This is a genomic window from Prevotella dentasini JCM 15908 (assembly GCF_000614065.1).
Classification (GTDB): Bacteria; Bacteroidota; Bacteroidia; order Bacteroidales; family Bacteroidaceae; genus Prevotella; species Prevotella dentasini.
In genome coordinates, this window is the sequence record NZ_BAKG01000012.1 from 69824 (window position 1) to 92271 (window position 22448).

The following is a 22448-nucleotide window of genomic DNA, read 5'->3' on the forward strand; positions in this document are numbered from 1 at the left end:
GAATAATATAGAAGAACTCGTTGGTAAAGACGAGAAGCTGATAGATATTTGGGGACGCAGGAATCCCCGATTCGAGAAGAAGTACGAGCAAAGCGTATTACGAGTCATTTCAGACTATGGTATAGGCGCTTCTGAGAATACTGGTGCCAAAGGTAAAGTTCTCGGCGCAGGCTATGAGCCTACATCATGGCGTTCTTCATTGGCCTGTACTCTAATAGGAAGTTGCAACTTTCCGAGTCAAGTGAAGACTTAAAAGTCCTGGGCCAGCCCATTGACAAATGGGGAAATCTTGATTCAAAGAAATTCAGACACGCTTATTCTGGCCTTCGTTCTTATATTTTCATCGCTTTGGTGGCAAAGACAGAAATTGATTGGATTGCCCTAGATAAGGGTGACATAAAGGTCAGCACAGTCGTGACTAATCTGATTGAAACAATGGAAGAATATGCAAATTACGGATTCTCAGTGATGGAAGAGAAATTGAAAGCGGATCCAAGTTATTTTTTCTCCACAGATCGTTCCTTGACATCTTCCTGCAACTTACTAACAAGCAATCTAAAATTTCAACAGAAGACGAAGAACTAGAAGAATTGTAACACAATTATTACATGGACTACATAGAAGCCGTCAAAAATCTAAAAACGAATAATAAATGGGGAAGAAAATCTCCCCATAAGGCTGTTCTTATGCTTACAGTTATCGAACTGTATGAAAAGAACGTCTTGATGGACAACGAAATTCGTTATGACGAGACTTTAAAGTCTGCGTTTTTGAACATGTGGAACATGGTTTTGCCAAACGAACCATTGTTCCATCCAGATGCCTATTTGCCATTTTGGTATTTGCAGAATGACAATTTCTGGCATATAGTCCCCATCAGAGGGAAGGAAGATATTCTTTCCTTAATGCGCGACACCAACATCAAACCTTCAGAGGCAAAACTTATCGATTCCGTGAAATATGCGGAACTCGATGAAGATTTGTATTTTCTGATGACTTTACCGTCTGGACGTTCTTCTCTAAAAAGAGCTTTGCTGGAAACCTATACGACTCTTACTAATAAACAGATTGAAAGGTTGGCTGAAAGTCAAGATAATGCGATTGACTACTCAGTTTCAGCTCTCTCTGAATATGAAAAGATTCTATCAAAGAAGGAAGTCGAAAAGAGTGTGGTGTCGACAAGAACAGATGATGAACTCATAAGCCAATTCCAGTATTTGAATGAGGATGTTCAGTTTGCACTAAATATTGTGTATTTCACATTTCTGAAGAAACATCATAATGAGAGGGGGATGTTCAAGGAATTGTGCCCAACTGTATATGATTTGTTCGACAAAATTGTCAACAATCCTATAAAGCTGGGGGAAATAGCACCATCATTTGCATTTGTTTATGAGAACTTCCTTTTAGACGTAAAAGTGGCACTTTTAAGTGAAGATGGCTCTGTAGAACTTATTGACAAGATAGGAGAAGCGATAGAAATCTTGCACGGCAACAATTCTCAGGACAAAGAAGAGAATCTGCCAGAAATAGCTCCTGCCGAAATTGCGGATACTTCTTTTGATGATTTGAAAGTTGAGCATGTCTATTTAGATGAGCGTGAGAAGGGCATCGAGACTGCAACAGAGGTCGCTCCTGAGCAAGATAATGGAACGGAAAGCCGAAGGGGTAAGACTTGGACAGAAGATGAAGAAAACTTAATAAGACTGTATTACCAACAAGGTAAGGACTTCATCACAATTGCGTCTCTCATTGGCCGTACCGAGGTCGCGATTAAATCACGCCTTGCAAAGCTTGGCTCATAGATTATACTTATGGGCAGGAGAATGATGTTCCGGCTCAGGCATTCCAAGGTGCAAACAGACAAACAGACGAAAGTGATTTCGTCATCAAGAACTTATCTGACAGAGCCACTATTTTGGACCAAGACGGTAAGCCAATGTTTATAACTGATGGCAAGTTGAAGTATTTGCGTAACAAACTGTATCGGCTGAATCTAAAACGTGAATGCTTCACATTGAAGGGAATGTCTTTCAATGGCTCCGTTTGGATAAAAGGGACAAAGAAAATCGTTGCATATCCTCAAACTGAACTATACCAGTTAATTATAAATGCCACCGATTATTGTGATGCGGTGGAGGATATTGTGGACAGTCCTGTTTTTGAGGATTGTAAATTAAAATTCAGAGGTGTCTGGTATACCTATAATGGCAATTCGATCACAGATACTTCAAAGAAGGACACCGAGACGGACAATCGTACGAGATTGAACCGAGAAACATCTGAAATCAAGAAGAGCCCACTATATGCCGTAAGAAGGCAAGCCGTTCTCCGTGCAATGGATTATTTCAAAGTGCCGGCCAGTATCAGAGATATAGCCAGAGCCATCAGCAGAACGGCTTGGAGGTCGGTTATCAAGGAAGATGATGTGGAAGAAATTGTCAAGACGATACCTGATATAGAACGAATCGATGGCAAATACATTTTACGAAAGGAATGAAAAGGCTGGATAGGCAGTTGATAATACCCGGAGATTTGGCAAGAAAAAGTGATAATAATGTCAAAAAACAAAAACGTAATAAGTATATGGCGCAACCAATTAACATAGAAGACTTGCAAAATAGGCGGAAGGTCAAAGCGTACAAGATTGGGTTCAAGAAAGGCAGGACCCCAGCAGACATATATCATAGTATATGCTCTTTTATCAACGACTTCGATAACCTTAGAGACATACTTTTATGTAGGAGGAATGTGCCAACTTTGTTTTTGATTATTTTCAAGAGATGTTGGAAAATCATCTAAATTACTTCTTCAAAGAGACGGCTTTTTTGAGAGCATTCCTTGAATTCCCAAACAAAAAGGAAGAGACAGAAGATCTTGATGATGTGTACGAATAGTTAGATTAAAATATAGATTGATATGAAATATTCAATTAAAGAAATCACCATTTTGCAGTTGATAGACTGGATAAAAAAAGATAAAATTAATCTTCATCCACCTTATCAAAGAAATTTCATTTGGTCGTCTAAAGACCAGAAACTATTGATTGATTCTATCATGAAGGGGTATCCTTTGCCCAATTTCTTTATTTACAAGAGGAAAGATGGCAGCTATGACATGGTTGATGGTCAACAGCGTGCTACAACTATTAGTAAATACGTTAAAGGAGATTTCGCAGATTCTGATAAACACTATTATCGGGATGTTGATCAGGAAAAATTCATGTCATATATACTCAATGTAACGGAGGTATATGACATTGACACATCAAATGGCGAATCTCTTGAAGATTTCTATAGTCTTGTAAACAAACGTGGTGTCCATTTGAATCCTGCAGAGGTCAATAAGGCACAATACCATGATGCTCCCTTTATGGTATTAGTTAATGAATTAATGGATTTACAAGGACTCTCAGATTTAGACATTTTCTCTACAAAGACTGTCCAAAGGATGAATGACAGAAGTTTGATAGAGGAACTTGTTGCTTATTTGTTCAAAGGGAATGTAACAGATAAGAGAAAGGCTGTTGAAGAGTTGTTGGAATCCGCACTTGAAACTGCTAAAGTAGAACAAGTTCGTGAGGAGTTCAAGTCAACATTGGAGATCCTTTGCCAGTTGAATGTGATTAAACCAATAAGAGAGACAAGGTTTAAGCAAAGAAATGATTTCTATACATTGTTCTGTTTTATCGCTAAACATAAAGAATTATCTGTGCATGTTCTTTCTGAACAATATAGTTTTTTGGTATTTGTTGATGAACATGAATACATCAGACCTACGAATGATGATTGTGAGACTTTCAAAGAGTATGCTTATCATTGCGTAACGCAGTCAAATTCCAAAACGGCAAGATTAACGAGGCTGTCAATTCTGGAAGAATTACTTATCGTGAAGAATGTGAAGGAGAGGTCTCCTCGTTTATCAGATGTTTGCGAGTTTTTGGAGGAAGAATATGATTTAGATGATGTCTCATTCTTGGATATAGAAGGTTATAAAGTACTTGACAAGAAACAATTTGAATAGGTACTATGGATATTAAATGTGATTTTCTTTTTCACAAGCCATTTCTTCAAATTTCAGAAATTCGTACAGAGAATTATTTGAGATTGGATGATGTTGAATATTTTGTTTCGTTTCTAAATTCTGAGTTCAAGTCAAATAAAGGAGGAAATTCTTTTGTCTTTGCGCTGTATGTCGCTCAAACATATAATGAAGATGCGATGCCAGAAAGAGTTATAAAGATATCAAAGTATCCTGAGCCCTATAACTATATAAGGAATAAAATAAGGCAAAAAAATATAAATAAAAGATTTAGACAGGAGATTGAGGCGTTATATGATTGTAAACAACGGGATGTAGGAAATGTGATAGATATTGCTTTCGACGGTAATTTAATATGTAGGACTTCCGAAGATGGAGAATTCGAGGTGTCTTTTCCTTTCTATGTTATGGAATATGCGGAATATGATTTGAAAAGCTATTTAGAAGAAGAAAACGAGGAATACGACGAGGCATCACGAGTAGAGTTATGCCTCCAAATTGCCCAGGGCATAAAAGAGCTTAATGATTTGGGATATTATCATCGTGACATAAAACCCGATAATATATTTATGATTAATGGTACTTGGAAAGTCGGAGATTTGGGGCTTATACAAATGAGAAACAAGCCAAGTCTTGATAATAAAGGGGAATTAGTCGGGCCACGCGGTTGGCTATCCCCAGAAGCTATGAATAAATACTTATCAGAGAATGTTGAGGGGAAAAACTTTGATTGTAATATCGATCACCAGTCAGACTTGTTCCAATTAGCAAAAGTCTTTTGGTATATATTACAAGGTAATGCCCCAATAGGATGCGTTAAGGAATCTGACTTCTTGCTCAGGAACTCTTCTCTCTACTCTTTAATAAAACAGATGTTGAATCATTCCAAAAAAAGAAGGCCAGCATCTGTTGACATTGTAATTGATAATCTTCAAAAGATAGTCAACAAATACTATAAATGATTCTTGAGTATGAGAAAAAGAATCCTTATTTTAAAAGCATGCGGAGGTTCCGATGAACCACATGAGTGCAACGGGATATGTGAACAGGCGCAATTATACGGAATTGAGTCTGTCTGCAAGTACGTTAAGAATAATGAGGACTTAGAAGACCTTCTCTATTCTCATGGACTTTTCGACTATATTTATTTGAGTGCTCATGGTAATTCTGAAGGTTTTTCAAGCGAGGATGAAAAAGTCAACATGAGTTGGCAGAAGTTGGCCATGCTGCTATGTAAAAGCAAGTGCATGAACGAAGACAGCATCCTTATGTTATCTTGTTGCAGGGGTGGATTGATGGAAGTGGCATACGATATTTTCCTGACTTGCCAGCAGATTTGCTATGTGCTTGGTCCGAGACAAAGCTTGACTTCTGCAGATATGCATATCTGCTTCGGCATCTTCTTGTATAACATGGAGATACGTAGTGCCGATCCTGTCGTGGCATGTGAAAAGATAAAGTTGGCGACGGACCAACATTTCTCTTGTTATGATAGGCAGGAAGAGAGCATCAGTCTGAGCAATTATCGCGAAATGCATTATGGATATGAATAATGTTACTTGGCAATCAAAATATGAAAAGGAATAACTCTCTTAAAAGAGCAAAGACCCTGTTGAAAGAAACGATTTTACCTACTGGTAGCCTTTCTTTTCTGGACAGAGTAGATAATTTAGAGAAAATCTACCGCGATATTATTGCAATAGAATATCCAAATGTTCCAAGGGAAAGCCTTGCGAGTTTAGAGTCCTTTTGGACAGTAATTAAACACTGTTACAATCTGCATCAAGAGGGACTTTCGGCTGAAGCTACACTTTTTTTCTATGAAAAAATCTTCTGCAATGAAGATTATATAGAAAAATATGAACTTGAACCACAAAGTAGGCTCTATAGAATTAGGAAAACTGAAGTTAGTGGTCTGTTCAGTAAAGAAGAGATGTTCCATATCCCATTTGATAAAAGACATTTGATTACTAACGGTCGCTATAGTATTAACGGGATACCATCATTGTATTTGTGTGAATCAACTTATATCTGTTGGGAAGAATTGGGAAATCCCAACTTCGACACATGCAACGTATCAATGTTTGTGAACGAGCAGATGGTTTCTGTCATCAACGTTGCTCCTATAATGAAGGCATTTGATAAAGACAAAATACTTAAATACCCATTGGCGTATGTTTGCTCTTTGGGAACGAACCATCCTGAAGGCCCATTTAAGGAAGAATATGTTATACCACAGATGTTGATGCAGTGTCTTCTTATTCATAACAAAAGAAACACTAAAACGTCTTATGTGGGTATTAGATACTTGTCAAACAAGGCTTATGTTCAGCGACCTTTATTCCCATTGAACGAAAAGAAAGATTTAAAACGATATTTCAATTATGCATTCCCTGCATATGGTCCTTACGACAATGATGGACTGAGTAAGAAATTGAAATCGATATTTTCGTGGTCCTCCCCAGACACTTATGGTAGATATAGGTTACGAACAGCCAATATGAGTGTAGAAGAAAGACCTACTACGGACACATATAGTGTTTCTGCCTTTTCACAAATTGAAAATTGGTGTAATGTACAATGGGCTCATGATAATATGCTATCATATAATAGTTGGGAAGGAGCACTAAGTTTATAATAGAGATGATATTTGATATATGGCAATAAGGACAAAAACAAAACGTTATAATATATATGAGTAACAAAGAGATACAATTATCCTCGGAGCTGAGATTCGCTGTGCAAACCATCAAAACTGCTATCTTGCAGAGTCAGGCACGGGCTGTCAAAGGGGTCAATCAGGAACAGCTGGCCCTGTATTATGGTGTGGGAAGGTATATCTCCGAGAACACCCGTAACCAAAAATGGGGGTCTGGGGCTTTGAAGAGTATAAGTGAACGGTTAAGGCAAGAGTTGCCTGGGTTAAGGGGGTTCAGCGAGACAAATCTCAAAAATACGCGCTTGTTCTATGGGGCATGGAATGTCATAGAACCTAAATCGCCAATCGCAATTGGCGATTTGGCAAAGGTGCTGACTCCGAAGGAAGAACTACAACGTATATTTGAAGAAAGCAGCAATACAGGTGACTATAGAGCGGACGAAGTTTGGCAGATGGCAAATGTCGGAGGTGATGTCGGAGATTATGTCGGAGGTTGAAATGCAGCCCAACTCAATGAAAGGCAGAAGATTATTTTAATCGGCTGATAGAGACAGAACAAATGAATGTCCTAGATAGTGTCCTAGAAAATGTCCTAGAAACATCAGCTTCACTTGCATGGCATTTCAAAGTTGATGCAAGGACTATCTGCCGCGGCTAAGCGTTTTGCATACCAAAGGCTTTATCCGTCACGATGGGCCTGACAAGGGTAGACGCTGGGTTGCTGTAAAAGGATAATTGAGCGTTTCATCAGAAAGCTTACTCGTATTACTGATATTACTGAATAACATGCCGAAAATGGTTTGCGAACAAAAATAATGAGATTTGCGAACAAAATGAGAGAATCAATTATTGCAGAAAGATTATATTGGTGTTCGCGAAATGCAATTTTGTTCGCAAATTGTTCGCAAAACAAAGAAAAAGGAGCTACATTTTTGATGTAACTCCTTGATTTTCAGTGTGGACCAGCCAGGGCTTGAACCTGGGACCTCCAGATTATGAGTCTGTTGCTCTAACCAACTGAGCTACAAGTCCGGGAATCTTTTGCGATTCGGCTGCAAAGGTAATCATTTCTGTGGAAAAAGGAGAAATGAGCGAATAGTTTTTTATGGTTTTAACACATTTTGAATGGTTGTAGACGATGTATCCGACTGATTTGGCGTACCTTTGCAGGCGTTTTATGGAACTATATAGCCGGGCAGAGAGTCTTAGTCTGCCCTTGGCTATGAAGATGGCAGGGAAATGAAAACTATATATTTGGATAAGGAGGAATATAAAGAACAGGTGCCGATGGTAGCTACCATCGGTTTCTTTGACGGCGTACACCGTGGGCATCTTTTCCTGATAGAGCAGGTGGTTGCGCTTGCACGGCAGAAGGGGATGAGGCCGGCGGTAATTACATTTGACCGTCATCCGCGGCAGGTGCTTCATCCTGACTATCAGCCAAGGCTGTTGTCTACCCTTGACGAGAAGCGTGGTTTGTTGTCGCGTACAGGCGTTGACGTCATGGTCGTGCTTCCTTTCGATACCCGCATGGCTTCCTTTTCTGCCCGGGACTTTATGTCGAAGGTGCTTGCCGAACGGCTGAATGTCCGCCTGCTGCTGATAGGATATGACAACCGCTTCGGGCATAACCGGGCGGAGTCGTTTGCCGACTATGTAGAGTTTGGCAAAGAGCTGGGCATGGAAGTCATGCAGAGTGCTGCCTATAGGGTGGGGGAAAGCTACATCAGTTCATCGGTTGTCAGGGAATATATCGGGGAAGGTGATGTAGAGGCTGCCTGTGAGGGGTTGGGCTACCGCTATACGCTGGAAGGAATCGTTGTTGCCGGCTACAGGAACGGGCACAGGCTCGGTTTTCCCACGGCCAATCTCTCGGCTGTCCCGGAAGGAAAGCTGATTCCCGGAAATGGTGTCTATGCAGTAGAGGTGAAGCTCCCCTGCGACAATAGACTTCGTATGGGGATGATGAATATTGGCATAAGGCCGACGCTTGGCGGCAATGAACTTTCGCTTGAGGTTCATATCTTCGACTACACGGGCGACCTCTATGGACAGAAAGTCTCCGTCAGCTTCGTGAAACGTATCAGAGGGGAGAGAAAGTTCGCCAGCCTTGACGCATTGAAGGCTCAGCTGGAGGCCGACAAGGCAGAGATACTGAGCCTCAATGGCCTGAAAGCATGAATGTGGAAATTAAATCTCAAAGCAATTATAAATGAAAGGTAGCGTTGTAAGAAATTTGTTATTCGTCGTACTGTTTGTTGCAGTATTCGTCTTATTGCAAAACGTTGTGGCATTGACGGCGGCCGGGTTGGTGGCAGTGGCGACATCCCAGTCGTTCAGTGCGGTGTTGGGCAGCCTGCAAGGGGCGGAGAATGGCGGGCTGTACGCAGTCATATCCGTGTTCTTCAGCCTTGTCGTCATAGCTGTGTTCTGGAAGACCGGGTGGACGCCCGTTTCCCGTTCCTATCTCCGTTCCAAGCCGTGGACGGTACTGGCATGGGTCGTCCTGTTGGCCTTGGGTTCGATATTACCTTCGGAATTTCTGTCAGAGAAGGCGCAGCTGATGATGCCCGAGGGCTATCAGCAGCTCTTTGAGAACATCATGAAGTCTCCATGGGGATATGTGGCCTTGGGCCTGCTTGTCCCCGTCAGCGAGGAAATGGTCTTTCGCGGGGCTGTTCTCCGTTGTCTGCTCAACATGTCCGACAGGCGATGGCACTGGATTCCCATTGTGCTGTCGGCTGCCGTATTTGGCCTTATCCACCTGAATCTGGCGCAGGGAGTGCATGCGTTCTTCATCGGGCTGCTGCTCGGATGGATGTATTACCGCACGGAGAGCATCGTTCCCTGTGTCCTGTTCCACTGGATAAACAACAGCGTTGCCTACATTATGTTCCATCTGCTGCCGGACATGAACGACGGAAAGCTGATAGACCTGTTTCATGGCAGCGACAGGCTGATGTATGGGGGATTGTTCTTCTCCTTGTGCATACTGATACCGTCGGTTCTTCAATTGAACATGAGGATGAAGAGATAATGCTGCTGCGAAACCTGCAGGCGAAACCGCCTCCGACTGCGTCCTGATGGGACGGGTCGGAGGCGGTTTTGTCGTATGGCCGTCCTGTCGCTATCTGACGACAATCTTCTTCCCGTTGACGATGTAGACGCCCTTCGGCAGGCTGCTGAGGCTTGCCTTTCCCTTGCCTGCGCGGGTGCCGTCGGGTCTGTAGACGTAGGCGATGCCGTCCGGCGCATCTTGGCGGACGTCCGCTATGCCGTCGGCGGCAGGCTTGATGGTGAGACGGCCGGGGAAGTAATCAAACTGGTAATTGTCTGCAAGGCCTCCGCTGACGTATATCGTGTATTGTCCCGGAGTGTCGAACGAGGTTACCGTTGCGCCCGTTCCGTCCTTGACGGTGAACGCAGGAGCTTCGGTCAGGAGGACGGTCTGTTCGTTGTTCTGCAGGCTGTCCACGGTGTAGGTGAAGGCCGGCGTCTCTCCTGCCCCGATGGTCTGGCTGTCTGCACGGAGGTTGGCGGTTGCCTTCTTTACGTGGAGAACACCGTCGACAAACTCTACCTGCTCTTCCGTTACGGAGCCGCGTGCGATGTGGATGGCGTATTGTCCGACGGGCGACGAGGGCGTGGCTTCGCAGCTGAGTTGCGGCGTACCGCTGACATAGTCGCCCTTCAGCTGCCATCCGAAGTCGGGATTCTGTTCCCCATACGCCCTGATGGCACTTCGCGCCTTGAGTATGGTTCCGAACTCAATGATGTTGTCTGCCTTGGAGGCGAAGTCCTTCCACTGGCCGCTGCGCTTGTAGAGGTCTTTTGTGCCGGCAGGGACGTAGAGCCTTACGGTTGCCTTGTCGAGGTCGGCGAATACGCTGCGTCCCAGTCCGGGCACCTGCTTGGCATGCAGGCGTATCGCGGCCAGCATGCCGTTTCCTGCAAAGGCCTCGTCGCCTATCCGGGTGATGGTGCCGGGCAGCACGACCGTGGTCAGTCGGTTGCATCCTGCCAGTCCGTAGTCGTGTATCTTTCGGATGCCGTTCCTAATGCTGAGCGTCCCGGTGGCGTAGGGGAGCACGGCGATGATTTCGGACGAGTCTTTTGTCAGAATCATCGTGCCGTCCAGTACGTAGCTCTTGTCTTCGCCCGTTGGGATGGCGAGGGAGTCGAGTCTGGGCATCCGCCCGAATGAGCCGTCGGCAATGGCGGTCGTGGTCTTGGGGAGGCAGAGGGTGCGGATGGTGCGGCAGCCGTAGAAGGCGCGTTCAGGTATCTCGTGGTAGGCCGTGGTCAGCCTTTTGGTGCCGTCGGTGAGGTAAGGTTCTCCGCCTTCTACTATTTCGGCATCCTCCAAGTCGAGGTGGCTCAGCGCGCTGGGCAGGTTCTTGCCTTCGGCGTCGCGGCCGGCTATCCGGCGGATAAGCCGCAGGTCGGTCGAGTTGATTTTGCCGCTTACCTTCAGTTCCGATATTCTGTTGCGGACCGAGTCGGGGATGAGGTCTGCCAGCGTGCCCGGCACGTCAATGTCAACGGTATCTGTGAGCAGCTCTTGATTGACGCTGCCGAACCCGACAATCATGTCCTGATAGTTGGAAAAGCTATAGGAGCGTGGGTTCAGGAGGGCAATGTCGTAGAATCCGTCGGAGTCTCCTTCCCATCCCCAGTTTATCCAGACCTTCCCCTCGGCATCGTATCCGCAGAGCACGAAGGCGTGCCCTTCGTTTCCCGGCGTTACGCCCGTATAGAAGATGGCCCGTTGCTCGTTCAGCTCGTTGTATATAATGTCCATCCATTCGGCCTCTCCGTATGCGTCGCGTTCGAGCATGCGCGTGGTCTCGGGGTATCCCAGATTCCTCTTGAGTCCCTCGCAGGCGTTCTCGGTATAGGTTCCCGATCCGTCGGTGGCATACTGCATGTCGGCCGCCACACCGCAGTCGAGCATCAGCCTCGCGACGGCAGCGGCCTGTTCGGGGGTGTAGTCGCCGTTGTAGTCGTCTATCATGTTGTCCCAGTCGTATATGCTTTCGGCGTAGTCTACCGTTACGGTCTTGTAGCTTCTGTCGGCCTGCTTTACGTAGACGGAGTGTGTGCCCGTTCCCTGCCGCGGGTAGCCGTTGTAGCGCATAATCTGCGCCATGGCCGTGGCGACGCATCCCGTTACGGTCTTGCCCGTACTGCCGTAGCCCTGCCAGCCGCCGATGCCTGACTCGGTGCCCTCCGGGCAGAGGTCGTTGTAGGGCTTCTCCTGCCCCCAGTGCGAGGTTATCAGTGCCGGAACCTGCGGGGCATACTTGCCCGGGTCGGGCTTCGGCGTCTTGTGCGGCACGCCCTTTTCCACTATGTCGTTGATGGCAGCCTCGGCAGCTGCGAGATACCACCTGAAGTTTTCGTTTTCCGTGGTCTTGCTGAAGGCCGAGCCGGAGTAGCCGACGACGGCCGGGACGAGGTCGTCGTTGGCTATGATGGCGAACCCTCCCTGCTCGTAGCCTACGATGGTGTAGGCTCTGTTGGCCTGCAGGGGCTTGAGAGTTCCCCTTGGTGCAGGTGTTTTCCGTTGGCCGGCCACTTGGCCGAGCACCTGTGCTGCCGCGGCCTTGATGGCGGCTTTCGTTCTCGGTGCTGCTGAGACGGACAAGGCGAAGCTTAGTGCGAATAGCAGACTTGTGGACAATCGTCTGATGGAGTGCATGGTGTCTTGATGGTTATGAATGTATGTCTGTTAGCGAAGTTAGCTACTTTTTATTGTATATGCAGCTTGGGGGAGTATATTTTAGCGTACTTTAACCCTGTTCCGCCCGGAGCGGAATGGACGTAGGCCTTTATCCGGTAAGGTCGTTGCAGAGGAAAGATATATGTCTCACTGTTATGAGACGGTTGTCTCACTGTTATGAGACGATTGTCTCACTATTGTGAGACGGTTGTGAATATCCCGGTACGGGCATTGCCGGATGGGTGCCCGGACTGACATTCCTTGGGCGGTACGGCTTTTGGGATATGCCTTGCAGGGGCGGCTCCGGGGCGTGCGGAGCCGGGACGGACGGGAAACGAACGAGCCGCAACCCTCGGTGAGGATTGCGGCTCTGCCGTGTCTGCTGCCTTGGCCTGCCGGTGCAGGCCGGGGCATGGGGGGATTCTACTTGATGATGACCTTCTTGCCGTTGACGATGTAGACGCCCTTGCCGAGGCTGCGGAGGCTCTTGGCTTCCTTGAGTATCTGCTTGCCGTCTGTGGTATAGACGTTGTAGACGGTCTCGCCGTCGGCGTTGAGGCTCTGGATGGCGGTAACAACCTCTGCCTTTGCAGGCTCAGACTCCGAGTCGTCGGAGTAGACTGCCGTTACGCTGTACTCGTACTTGCCGGGAGCAGCTGGCTGGTCGGTGTAGCTGAGGCTGCCGGTGTTGGCAACCAGTTCGCCGTCGCGGTAGATATTGTATCCTACAGGTCCTGAGCCGGACTCAAACTTGGCATCGTCGATCATGAAGATGAAGGCTTGGTCGGCCGAGGTGATGTGGTGGATGGCGAAGTACTGCGTGCCTTCGGGGAGGTCTATGCTGACCTGCGTCCATTCGCCGGAGTTCTGCGTGCGGGTCTCGCCAATCTTGGTAAAGCTGGCAGTCTCCTTGTCGGTCTGGGATGCGAGCACGTCGAATTGCTCTGCGCCGTAGCTGTTGTCGCTCGCGTTGACGTTGTTCACCCAGAAGCTGACGGTCTGTGCGTGGCCGGAGAGGTGCGGGCTGATGAGCCAGTTGTCGGCAGCGACGAAGTTCTGTCCCGTCTCGTCGAGCTGATAGATGGCGACGGCCGCCTTGGTTCCGGAGTGCGGGTCAAGTGCGCCCGGCTGGAAGAAGTCGCCCGGCTGCCAGTTCATGAAGGCATATTCCTCGTCTTGGTGCCCGTAGCTTATGCTCTCGCTGAGTCCGGCCGACTTTCCGTGGTCGTTGTCGACGGTAGTCCAGTCGCCTAAGTCGAGGCTCCATGCTTCGTAGCTTTCAAAGTCGTCCGTGGTCTCGGCAAATGTCGTTGCCGGTGCCTCCCATGTCAGTCCTACCGCTGCTTGGCCCTCGGGGGTAGCCTTGAGGTTCTTCGGTGCAGGCACGTCCGCCTTGCTGAGGGAGACGGTTGCGCTGGCGACGTTGTTGTCGGCCTCGAGGTCGTTCTCCACGGTAACGGTGGCCTTCACGTCGAGCTGGTCTGCCGGGTCGAGTGTGGTCGTCTTGTAGGTTACGGGAATCTTGGCCTCCTGAAGCATTTCCAGACTCTTGGCGATGGTCTCTTCCTTAACAACCTTGTCGTTGACGGTTACGGTAACCTTGGCGTTCTCAAGTTTCTCGATGCCTTGGTTGGTAACCTTCACGCTGAGGCTGACGGTCTGTCCCTTCTTGGCGGTTTCGGGAGCGGTCAGTTCGATGGCTGCATCCTTCTGGACAGGGTCTGCAATCTTGATGTTGTCTACGAATACAGGATTGATGGCCGCTGTCTCGGCACTTCCGTTTATGCGCAGGATGACGTAGTCTTCGTTCGCCAGTTCCTTCGGCAGGTCCACGCTGATGCTCGTCCATTCGGAGCTTGCTTCGGCCGTGTTGTTTGCCCATACGGGTGCGGTGAAGGAACCGTCCTTCTTCTGGAAGGCCAAGTCTATCTTGCTCTGGTCTGCACCGTCGCCCCTATAGTCGAAGAGGAGCTTGGGAGCCGTCGCGCCCTTGAGGCTTATCTTGCCCGTGAGGATGGTGGAGTTGCCTGCCTCTTTGGGCTGGAAGATGAGCGAGCCGCCGTCTCCGTCGGAAGCCACTTCCTTGCTGATGTTCCATGAGGCGTTTCGGGAAGAGTACTCAAGGCCGATGAACTGGTTCTCGAGTGAGCCGCCCTTGAAGCTGTTGTGGAACGGCAGGGTGTACGGCTTGCCCACTACGAGGGCGGCTATGGCCCAGTCGCTTGAGCCGCCAGTGTTGTTTGCGTTGAGCACCCACTGCTTGTAGGCCTGTTCGCCTTCGCTGTTGTTCAGGCCGGTAACGGTATATTCGTTTACGCCCGTGAACTCATCGAGCAGGTCGCCTATGTTGCCGTCGTCGGTAACATCGTAGATGCTGTAGGTTACCTTGGCCGGGTCGATGAAGGCATTGTTTGCTCCCTTCACCTCGTCCCAGTAGAGCTTGGCCGACGTGTCGAGGTCGGCAGCATTGACGGGTCCCATTACCGGGACGTCCACTCCGACGTAGACCTTCTCTGTAGCCTTCCTGCCGTTGTTGTACTCGTTGTATGCGATGACGGTGTAGGTGTTGAAGCCGTTGGCCGGCTCTTCGTCTGTGAGGCTAAGCTCTGCGCCCGGAGCCGGGTTCTCGAAGCTCTTCACGAGGCGCGTGCCGTTCTTCACCTCAAGTTTGGTGATGTTTGCCAGAGTTGCGCCCTTGATGGTTCTGGTCGGTGCCTTGAAGCTGATGTTAGCCTTCAGCTCGCCTGCCGGGGCGGGCGTAACCTTGAGGTTCTGCACCGCGTCGGGTGCATTTTCGTCTATGGTGCTCTCAATGGAGATGGAATCGAGGAAGAGGTACAGCTTGTCGCGGTCGGAAATGGCATGGAAACCTAAGTAGTAGGTGCCGTCGGCCGTCGGGGTAATCTCCTGCTCGAAGACCTGATACTTGGTCGTGGTGAGGTCGGTCGGAGGCAGAACGTTGCCCGTCATTGCCTCGGCGGTGTTGTCTGCGCCCCACTTTACTTCCATGCGCTCTGTCTGGCTTGCCGAGCCTGCGCATGCCTTGAAGGAGACGTTATAGACCTTGCCCTTCTTCAGGTTGATAGGAGGAGAAATGAGCCAGTCGTCGGCAGCCTTTTCCTGATTGTACCTGTAGCGGAACACGGTGTTCTTGCTCTTGTGGTTCATCCATTCCCACGTGCTGCCGTCGGTGTTCTTGTCGATGATGGTGTAAATCTTGGAATCGGCTTCGGTGGCGAAGTCGTCGAAGAACGGAACCTCGAAGGCGTTTCCGATAATCTGCCCCTCGCTTGTTATCAGTGCACTCTTCCGGGTCGTATTGACAGCGCATACGGAGTAGGAGTAGTTTGCCAGTGTTGCATTCGGGAGCGTCTCTGTGAAGGTCGTGCCCGAGATGCCGTCAGCTACCTGCTCGGTCTTGCCGCCGGTGTTGCGGTAAACGTCGTAGGTGAGGTTGCCGAGATAGCCATTGTGCAGGCCTGCCGTCGGGGCATCCCATGTCAGGGTTACCTTGTTGTCGCCTTCGACCTTGAACTTCAGGTTGCTGACCGTTGCAGGTACGTCGTATCCGGCGTATGTGGTCAGTTTGGCCTTGGGGCTGCTTCCCGCCTCGTTGGTGGTAACAACGGAGAACTTGACAACGCCTTCGTCTACGTTGACGTTGGTCGTTACCTGCTTGCCGGCCTCTGCATTGCCGCTTGCTGCCTCTTCGCCGTTAATCAGGACGGAGTACTTGAGGCTGCCCGTGAGGTCGCTTCCGTCAAACTTCTTGTTGGGGGCGGTGAACTGGAACGTGCCGCTGGTGGCTGCGCCTGCAAAGTTGGCTGCAAGGTTGGTGGCTGCTGCCGGTGCGCCACTCTCCGTCTTGGGTGCGGGAATGGTGAAGGCCGTCAGCGTCTGGTCTGGTGCAAACGTCCCGACCGGGGTTACGTGGCCGTCGGAAAGGTCAACGGTGTAGAGCTGGGAGTTTCCGTCCTTGTCCTTTGAAGCCCAGTAGAAGTCATTGGTAACCGGGTCAATCTCACCGCTCTGGTAGTAGTATCCTCCTTCGGAGTTCTTTACTTCGACTCCCGTTGAGCCTTTGAGGGTCTCCACGCCGGTTTTGCGGTCAATCTGATAGAGACTGCCTTCGATGTCAACACCGTAGGCATAGCCGTCGTTCGCAATACCCAGCGCAATGTAGAAGTGGGAGGATGGCGCGATGGCGGTGCGGGTGAGCGTGCTGTAATCAATTACGCCCCACTCCTGATTTTGCAGGTCGGCCGTATAGAATTGTCCGAACACCTCCTCAGTCTTGGGGTCGATGGCTGTCTCCGTAGCGATGAGGCTGTAGTCGCTGGTACTCTGCGGAGTGGCTGCCAGTTCCCATGTGTTGGTGTCGAAGGCGTAGTGATAGACGAGGATGAAACCGAAACTTGCATACTGTGTGTTGAAGTAGATGCCGTGAAGTTGGTCGTCTATAAGGCCACTGCCACCATTGAAGAATCCGTCGGTGTAGTTGGCCAGCAGTTCAAAGTTGACGGCCGGGGTAGGATGGAACGAACACATGCCCATCGCGTTTTCGGAGGTCATGTTGCCCCACATGGTCAGGTCTGGATTGACCGTCAGCATGTTGTTGCTTGGGGCCTGCCTCACTGTCACGATTGGGCGGCTGAAGAGTGGGCTGATGTTGCTCATGGCCGACATTCCCCTCAATGTAGGGAAGGCCTTTTTGGGATCAACCTGTTGCTGCGTACTTTTCTGCCCGGGCAGAGTCTTCGTCAGCTTGAAAGGAACTTTGTTCATCGGCGTCGTCTGGGCCGATGCAGGCAATGCTGTCGCAGCCGCGACAAGTCCTGCCATTAGGTAAGTGAGCCTTTTAGTCATGTTAGATTGTTTTAATTAATAATTAAGGAATAGTTTACAAAGCATGTTACTCTTTCGCAAATATATAGATTTGTTTTGAAAAAACCTAATTTTAATTACTATTTATTGCCGAAAAGCATGAAAATAGTGGAAATTTGTGCACAAAACAATGGTTTTGTGTGGCTTTGAAGACCTTTTTATGAGTGAGGGCGAGACTTGGTTTCATCTTGTCTGCGGTAAGGTTCAAGGAGCTTTCATTGTCCGAGTGTTGTTCCCGGTTCTCTTTCTTTCCGTCATTTTTCCCCTCCTTGTGGCTTGCCTGCACGCCTGATGGGTCTGGGCGTCTGTCCTGCCGGGGTGTCGTCCGCTTTGCCGGCGAAGGCCGCCCTCTGCCCGTCATTCCCCCTGTGTGGCATGGGCAGCGTGGGCGGAAGTCTGGGGCAAGCAGGCAGTGATGGCAGGTCGGTGGAACGAAAACGGCACTTTCATGGAACGAAAGTGCCGTTTTGACGACGTGAAAGTGCCGTTTTCGTGGAGCGAAATAGGCTTGTTGGCGTATCCTATATATAACTTGTTGTTTTTCAGAACGCTGCGAAGTATGAGAGAATGGGCGGCAGATGCCTGATGCCTATTCCGTTCTTTGTCAGCAAGAACGTCGTCGGGCCAGACGCTTTGCCGGATGTCTACATATAATATGGTAGCTTACATTCCGTGAGATTGTAAGAATAAGGAAACGATAATTTTGTATTCTGTTCATGTTTTCGCAATGAAGATGCAACATGGATAGATTAATTTTGCAGTGTCTTTAGGCCAAGGACTGTATAGAAGTTATGAAATTTAATGTTAAGAAAATGAATCGTAAAAATCTATTCAAAAGGCTCGTCCTGTCTGTCTTTATCATCGGTGCATCGGCTAACGGCTTGAGTGCACAGGACATCACTGCCCTCAGGGAGAGCGATTACACCATTCCGTCGTGGGTCAGCCTGAAAGCGGCCTACAACAAGTTGCAGTCGGCCCGGCAGCCATACAGCATCAACATGGTGTACAACGGCGATCCGGCTACCCGCATGGGATTCAGCTGGTTCACCAATCTCACGGACGTAAGGGGAGAGGTCCGAATCGTCGAGAAGGCCGACGCTGCCGCAGAAGACTTCAGCAATGCCGGCACGATGGTGTTCAAGGCAGACGTGACGGATGCCCGGTTGAACTATTACAGCAAGAAGAACGGTGAGGAAATCGGAAAAACGGGGATTCAGATTGGCGACAAGAAGGACTATACGGCCCATAAGGCTGTTGCCACGGGGCTGAAGCCTGCTACTACCTACAGCTTCCGGGTGGGCAGCGACGGCGGATGGAGCGAGATAGGTACCTTTACCACTGCAAAAGAAGGCAAGAACGATTTCTCCTTTGTCTATATTACCGACACGCAGGCAAACACAGCCGAGATGTTCGATATCTCGCAGAAGACGGTGCACAGGGCATTGAATACCGTACCCGGTGCGAGTTTCCTTCTCTGCAACGGCGACTTCGTGGAAAGTTCAGGCAAGGAAAACTCGGAATGGGAGTGGGAACAGTGGTTCTCCACCATGCAGGACTGCTGGCTTACCATGCCTATTGTGCCTGTTCAGGGAAATCACGATACGAGTCCGAACAACAATTTCAGCCTGCATTTCAATACCGACACCACCTATAACGACATGCCGGGAGTTGTGCCCACGGCAATGGACGGCACGGTTTACTCCTTTGTCTATGGCGATGCGCTGTTCTTGGTCGTCAATTATGAAGACTGGAAGAAGGAGGGCTATTTCAGCTCCTTGGCAGAATGGATGCGCAAGGAGGTCGAAAAGCATCCCGGTACAAGATGGCGCATTGCCACTTATCATAAATGTATGTTCACGGGCAGCAGGTCGCATCAGAGCGATAAAGACCAAGTGGCGTTGAGAGAAGCGATGCTGCCTGTGTTCGACGAGCTGAAGATAGACCTCGCGCTGCAAGGGCACGACCATGTCTATGAGGTTATCGGCCCGGTCGTGAACACAAGCAAGACGCTTGTAGGCGACGCTATTGAGGAGCAGATAGACATGACGGGCGGCGTCCGCGAGAACATGACGGGCAAGCAGGGAGGAGTGTACAACGTGGCAAACGGAACGTTGTATTTCCTGAACAACTCTGCCGGCAGGAAAAAGTATGAACCTCGCGATGAGGAGGAAATGAAGGCGGAGGAGCCTGTCCACCTCGTGCAAGACTACTGGGGGCTGTTCTCGGGTAAGTTCGGACAGACGGGCGAGCCTACTTTCAGTTCAGTTGCTGTAACCAACGACGCCATAGACATCGTTACCTACACCGTGGACGGGAACGGAAAGGAAAGCGTGTTCGACAGTTTCAAGGTTGTAAAGAAAACCAATACGGGCATTTCTGGTCTCGCCGCAGGCAAGGTGCAAATCGGAGTAGACGACAATAAGAATATCGTAGTGTCCGGCTTGTCTCCCGATAATGTTGAAATATATGATGTGGCAGGTGTTCTTTGCAAGAAGACGGGCGGTGTCAGCCTGTTAGATGCTTCTTCATTGCCAAGCGGTACCTATCTGGTGAGGGTTATGGCAGGCGGACACACCTACACGCAAAAGATTATATTGTAGTCCGGCTTTTGATTTGCCACTAAGAGTTTCAGGTATTTTGTTCCTTTTTACTACCAATCGGGGCGGTGCTTTCAGGGCGTCGCCCCATTCCTGTTGCGAGCGTGGGGAGGACGAAAGGATAGTGATGCCTTTGATGTTTTGCCTATGTTGCCTGAACATTCGTAGAGAGCAGCCGGATAAATCCTTTTGCCGTTCTTCCGTTGCGTCCATACCGGCAAGGGGTGTATGGTAAAGAGGCTTGTTCTATGGCCCAAGCTGACGGTTCAGGCTATTTCTTGGAGATAGTCGGGGGAGGTCAGGTTCTTGTGCAAAACGCAGGAGTCCTGCACGGAAACCGTGCAGGACTCTTTTCCGGCGACTGCCTTCGGGCTTATCCGAATTGTATGCAGGCGGGCTTGCTCAGCTTGATGTCCTGATGGGTGTCGCTGAGCAGTCCTGTCTCGGGATTGCGGCTGAATACCTGTATCTTGTTGGAGTCGCGGCAGGCTACCAGAAGGAACTTGCCGTTAGGGGTGATGGCAAAGTTGCGTGGGTGGGTGCCGGTCGTCTGGTAGCCGGTCTTTGTCAGCTTGCCGGTCTCTTTGTCTATCTTGAAGATGGCGATTCCGTCGGCTTTCAGGCAGTTGCTGGCATAGAGGAACTTTCCGTCGGGACTGACGTGTATGTCGGCACCGCCGCGCGACTTGGCATTGTTTGTCGGGACAGACTGAATCTCGGTCAGTCTTCCGTCGGCATGGTCGAATACCGTTACCCGTCCAGAAAGCTCGTTCATCAGGTAGGCATGCTTGCCCTCAGGGGAGAAGGTGAGATGCCGCGGCCCTGAGTCCTTGCCGATTTTGGCTGCTATCGGAGCCTCGTCTATATAGATGTAGCCAGACTCTTTGGAATATTTGAAGCGCAGGATTTGGTCTGCACTGAAGTCGGTAGCGAAGATATAGCCGTCAGGGGTCAGCTTCACGCAGTGGATGTGCGGGCGGTTTTGCCGTGTCTGGTCAGGTCCGCCTGTGTGTCCGCCGAATAGTCTCTGGCATTTGTCGAGTGTTCCGTCGGGCAGGATGGGGAAGATGCTCATGCTGCCTCCGCTATAGTTGGCTGTTATGGCCATTCTTTCGTCTGCCTCGACATAGCAGGGGGCTTCCCCGTTTGTGGGTTGCGTGTTGAGCAGTTTCATTTTTCCGTCCTTCTGATTGAAGGAGATGCAGTTGATTGACGCCTTCTTGTCGTTGGTCTCGCTGACGGCATAAATATATTTTCCGTCCTTGGAAAAGGTGAGATAGGAAGGATTCTTCAGGTCGAGAACACCGAGGCTGGTCGCCTTGCCCGTCTTTTGGTCGAAATCGAAGGAGTAGATGCCCCGGCTGTTGGTGTCGGTATAGGTTCCTACTGCCATTTTTAGGGGATTGCCAGCCTGCACGCATGTTGCAGCCAAGGCGCATAGTCCCAGTAAGATGCTTTTGGTTTTCATTTTCAACAGTTCTTATATTATTTATGTTCTTTGTATGTGTTGCTTGTCGGTCTGCTTGCCGGCTGTACGCGAAATGGCCTTTTCGTTTATTTGTCAGCTTCTTCCGTGGCTGTTGGTCAATAGCCAGACGAATCCTTTGGCTGTCCGTTCGCCGTTGTCTTGGAAGTGGTTGCCCTTGTTCCACTCAAGGGTGCAGTGTGTCCGGCTTTGCGGTATAGCTCATATTGCCGCCTGATACATTCTCCTACGTGCGACATGATTTCCGTTTTCGTGTGCTCCTCGCGGTCGCCAAGGCTAAGGTAGGCCAGTTGGAGAGTGGGAGAGCGTTGGGCAGCGTAGTCGAGCCAGTTTTTGAACCAGACGGAGGGAGAAGCTGATGCTATGCCGTGAAATGATGTGGACTGGTAGGATGCCCAAAGGGCGAAGAGTCCGGCAAGCGAGTAGCCGCCGAGATAGTACCGTGTTTGGCTTTGTTCCAATCCGTACAGACGACGGATAGCAGGGATGAGTTCGTGCTCTATATATAATAAGGTGGAAGGTGCTTTGTTCCCAAAAGGAATTTTCCCAAAGGCGGGTGGGGCCTCCCATGGAGTCAGTTCCTCGTTCCATTTCTGTATCTTAAAGGCAGCGAACAGGAAATTATTCCCATAATGTTGCTCTATGAAAGCTATCTCTTTGTCTAATTCTCCTAAATCGTGACTGTCTACGGGCTGAATGAGTACGGAAAACGGTTGCCCGGCCTCTTCCTTAGGGGCAGATGGGAGGTGGAAAACGGTACATTCGTGTGAGCCTATGAAGGAAATGGTTTTCTGATGTGTCATTTTTGATTGTTTTTTCTGTTTGTTGCAAAAGTATGAATTAATCTTAGAATTACCGTAAAAAGGTTGTCGGGAACTTCCTTTGTTTAATATTTTTGGTGTTTGTATGGCCTTTTTTAATACTTTGCAAAAGTCGTTTTTGAGTGTGAAAGTAAAAAAATATTAGAAAAAAATCCCTGATTGTTTGGTTTGTACTGATATTTGTTGTACCTTTGCACTCGCTTTTCCGCCAGACAGTCTCTTGACCGTCTGTTGCGGA

16 protein-coding genes and 1 tRNA gene are annotated in these 22448 nt (G+C 48.9%); 12 read left to right on the top strand and 5 right to left on the bottom strand.

The genetic code is table 11. The annotated features are described in order from the left end of the window. The first annotated feature begins 186 nt into the window (after nucleotides 1-186). The 8 genes from JCM15908_RS12980 (at nucleotide 187) to JCM15908_RS12985 (ending at nucleotide 7197) form a co-directional block, all read left to right on the top strand. Nucleotides 187-585 carry a hypothetical protein gene (locus JCM15908_RS12980; RefSeq protein ID WP_234396410.1) on the top strand — a complete coding sequence of 133 codons (399 nt, stop codon included), beginning with the start codon at nucleotides 187-189 and terminating at the stop codon, nucleotides 583-585. A gap of 23 nt (nucleotides 586-608) precedes the next feature. Further along, nucleotides 609-1805 (top strand): SANT/Myb-like DNA-binding domain-containing protein, encoded by a 1197-nt coding sequence (locus JCM15908_RS07445; RefSeq protein WP_025002867.1) that lies wholly within the window; start codon nucleotides 609-611, stop codon nucleotides 1803-1805. A gap of 221 nt (nucleotides 1806-2026) precedes the next feature. After that, the gene (locus tag JCM15908_RS07450) at nucleotides 2027-2500 is read left to right on the top strand and encodes a hypothetical protein (protein WP_148295548.1); all 474 of its coding nucleotides are present in this window, start codon (nucleotides 2027-2029) and stop codon (nucleotides 2498-2500) included. A 419-nt stretch (nucleotides 2501-2919) separates the two neighbouring features. Next, a complete protein-coding gene (locus tag JCM15908_RS07465; RefSeq protein ID WP_025002870.1) occupies nucleotides 2920-4023 on the top strand; it encodes a DUF262 domain-containing protein in 1104 nt (367 codons plus the stop codon). A gap of 5 nt (nucleotides 4024-4028) precedes the next feature. Beyond that, nucleotides 4029-5003 (top strand): protein kinase domain-containing protein, encoded by a 975-nt coding sequence (locus JCM15908_RS07470; RefSeq protein WP_025002871.1) that lies wholly within the window; start codon nucleotides 4029-4031, stop codon nucleotides 5001-5003. A gap of 9 nt (nucleotides 5004-5012) precedes the next feature. After that, nucleotides 5013-5594, top strand: coding sequence for a hypothetical protein (locus tag JCM15908_RS07475; protein WP_025002872.1), 582 nt, complete (start codon nucleotides 5013-5015; stop codon nucleotides 5592-5594). A gap of 20 nt (nucleotides 5595-5614) precedes the next feature. After that, entirely contained in the window at nucleotides 5615-6679 is a 1065-nt protein-coding gene (locus JCM15908_RS07480) for a hypothetical protein (protein WP_148295549.1), read from the top strand. A 56-nt stretch (nucleotides 6680-6735) separates the two neighbouring features. Beyond that, nucleotides 6736-7197, top strand: a complete 462-nt coding sequence (locus JCM15908_RS12985) for a DUF1016 N-terminal domain-containing protein (RefSeq protein ID WP_025002874.1) — start codon at nucleotides 6736-6738, stop codon at nucleotides 7195-7197. A gap of 461 nt (nucleotides 7198-7658) precedes the next feature. Here the strand turns inward: JCM15908_RS12985 and JCM15908_RS07490 are convergent. Further along, nucleotides 7659-7732 (bottom strand) — tRNA-Ile (locus JCM15908_RS07490). 207 nt (nucleotides 7733-7939) lie between these two features. Between JCM15908_RS07490 and JCM15908_RS07495 the strand changes: the two genes are divergently transcribed. Beyond that, nucleotides 7940-8881, top strand: a complete 942-nt coding sequence (locus tag JCM15908_RS07495; RefSeq protein WP_025002875.1) for a bifunctional riboflavin kinase/FAD synthetase — start codon at nucleotides 7940-7942, stop codon at nucleotides 8879-8881. 31 nt (nucleotides 8882-8912) lie between these two features. Next, entirely contained in the window at nucleotides 8913-9737 is an 825-nt protein-coding gene (locus JCM15908_RS07500; RefSeq protein WP_025002876.1) for a CPBP family intramembrane glutamic endopeptidase, read from the top strand. A 90-nt stretch (nucleotides 9738-9827) separates the two neighbouring features. Here the strand turns inward: JCM15908_RS07500 and JCM15908_RS07505 are convergent, their stop codons facing one another. Next, complete coding sequence (locus JCM15908_RS07505) at nucleotides 9828-12401, bottom strand: C10 family peptidase (RefSeq protein ID WP_025002877.1); 2574 nt, start codon at nucleotides 12399-12401, stop codon at nucleotides 9828-9830. A 259-nt stretch (nucleotides 12402-12660) separates the two neighbouring features. On the opposite strand from JCM15908_RS07505, the gene JCM15908_RS14615 reads away from it, so the two are divergent. Continuing rightward, nucleotides 12661-12882, top strand: coding sequence for a hypothetical protein (locus JCM15908_RS14615; RefSeq protein ID WP_148295550.1), 222 nt, complete (start codon nucleotides 12661-12663; stop codon nucleotides 12880-12882). On the opposite strand, the gene JCM15908_RS07510 is transcribed toward JCM15908_RS14615, so the two are convergent. Continuing rightward, the gene (locus JCM15908_RS07510; protein ID WP_025002878.1) at nucleotides 12846-17288 is read right to left on the bottom strand and encodes a choice-of-anchor J domain-containing protein; all 4443 of its coding nucleotides are present in this window, start codon (nucleotides 17286-17288) and stop codon (nucleotides 12846-12848) included. The genes JCM15908_RS14615 and JCM15908_RS07510 overlap by 37 nt on opposite strands. Nucleotides 17289-18118: 830 nt before the next feature. On the opposite strand from JCM15908_RS07510, the gene JCM15908_RS07520 reads away from it, so the two are divergent. Continuing rightward, nucleotides 18119-19906 (top strand): fibronectin type III domain-containing protein, encoded by a 1788-nt coding sequence (locus JCM15908_RS07520; protein ID WP_036892954.1) that lies wholly within the window; start codon nucleotides 18119-18121, stop codon nucleotides 19904-19906. A gap of 370 nt (nucleotides 19907-20276) precedes the next feature. On the opposite strand, the gene JCM15908_RS07525 is transcribed toward JCM15908_RS07520, so the two are convergent. Both JCM15908_RS07525 and JCM15908_RS12990 read right to left on the bottom strand, forming a co-directional pair. After that, nucleotides 20277-21371, bottom strand: a complete 1095-nt coding sequence (locus tag JCM15908_RS07525; RefSeq protein WP_025002881.1) for a lactonase family protein — start codon at nucleotides 21369-21371, stop codon at nucleotides 20277-20279. 116 nt (nucleotides 21372-21487) lie between these two features. Then, a complete protein-coding gene (locus JCM15908_RS12990; protein WP_234396411.1) occupies nucleotides 21488-22192 on the bottom strand; it encodes an alpha/beta hydrolase-fold protein in 705 nt (234 codons plus the stop codon). Nucleotides 22193-22448 lie beyond the last annotated feature (256 nt).

What these genes read in the sequence shown, in the direction of transcription:
- JCM15908_RS14615 (WP_148295550.1), top strand. Translation starts at nt 12,661, where the DNA reads ATGGGTGCCCGGACTGACATTCCTTGGGCGGTACGGCTTTTGGGATAT.
- JCM15908_RS07450 (WP_148295548.1), top strand. Translation starts at nt 2,027, where the DNA reads ATGTCTTTCAATGGCTCCGTTTGGATAAAAGGGACAAAGAAAATCGTT.
- JCM15908_RS07470 (WP_025002871.1), top strand. Translation starts at nt 4,029, where the DNA reads ATGGATATTAAATGTGATTTTCTTTTTCACAAGCCATTTCTTCAAATT.
- JCM15908_RS07445 (WP_025002867.1), top strand. Translation starts at nt 609, where the DNA reads ATGGACTACATAGAAGCCGTCAAAAATCTAAAAACGAATAATAAATGG.
- JCM15908_RS07505 (WP_025002877.1), bottom strand. Translation starts at nt 12,401, where the DNA reads ATGCACTCCATCAGACGATTGTCCACAAGTCTGCTATTCGCACTAAGC.
- JCM15908_RS07500 (WP_025002876.1), top strand. Translation starts at nt 8,913, where the DNA reads ATGAAAGGTAGCGTTGTAAGAAATTTGTTATTCGTCGTACTGTTTGTT.
- JCM15908_RS07480 (WP_148295549.1), top strand. Translation starts at nt 5,615, where the DNA reads ATGAAAAGGAATAACTCTCTTAAAAGAGCAAAGACCCTGTTGAAAGAA.
- JCM15908_RS07510 (WP_025002878.1), bottom strand. Translation starts at nt 17,288, where the DNA reads ATGACTAAAAGGCTCACTTACCTAATGGCAGGACTTGTCGCGGCTGCG.
- JCM15908_RS07465 (WP_025002870.1), top strand. Translation starts at nt 2,920, where the DNA reads ATGAAATATTCAATTAAAGAAATCACCATTTTGCAGTTGATAGACTGG.
- JCM15908_RS07495 (WP_025002875.1), top strand. Translation starts at nt 7,940, where the DNA reads ATGAAAACTATATATTTGGATAAGGAGGAATATAAAGAACAGGTGCCG.
- JCM15908_RS12990 (WP_234396411.1), bottom strand. Translation starts at nt 22,192, where the DNA reads ATGACACATCAGAAAACCATTTCCTTCATAGGCTCACACGAATGTACC.
- JCM15908_RS12985 (WP_025002874.1), top strand. Translation starts at nt 6,736, where the DNA reads ATGAGTAACAAAGAGATACAATTATCCTCGGAGCTGAGATTCGCTGTG.
- JCM15908_RS07525 (WP_025002881.1), bottom strand. Translation starts at nt 21,371, where the DNA reads ATGAAAACCAAAAGCATCTTACTGGGACTATGCGCCTTGGCTGCAACA.
- JCM15908_RS07520 (WP_036892954.1), top strand. Translation starts at nt 18,119, where the DNA reads ATGAATCGTAAAAATCTATTCAAAAGGCTCGTCCTGTCTGTCTTTATC.
- JCM15908_RS07475 (WP_025002872.1), top strand. Translation starts at nt 5,013, where the DNA reads ATGAGAAAAAGAATCCTTATTTTAAAAGCATGCGGAGGTTCCGATGAA.
- JCM15908_RS12980 (WP_234396410.1), top strand. Translation starts at nt 187, where the DNA reads ATGGCGTTCTTCATTGGCCTGTACTCTAATAGGAAGTTGCAACTTTCC.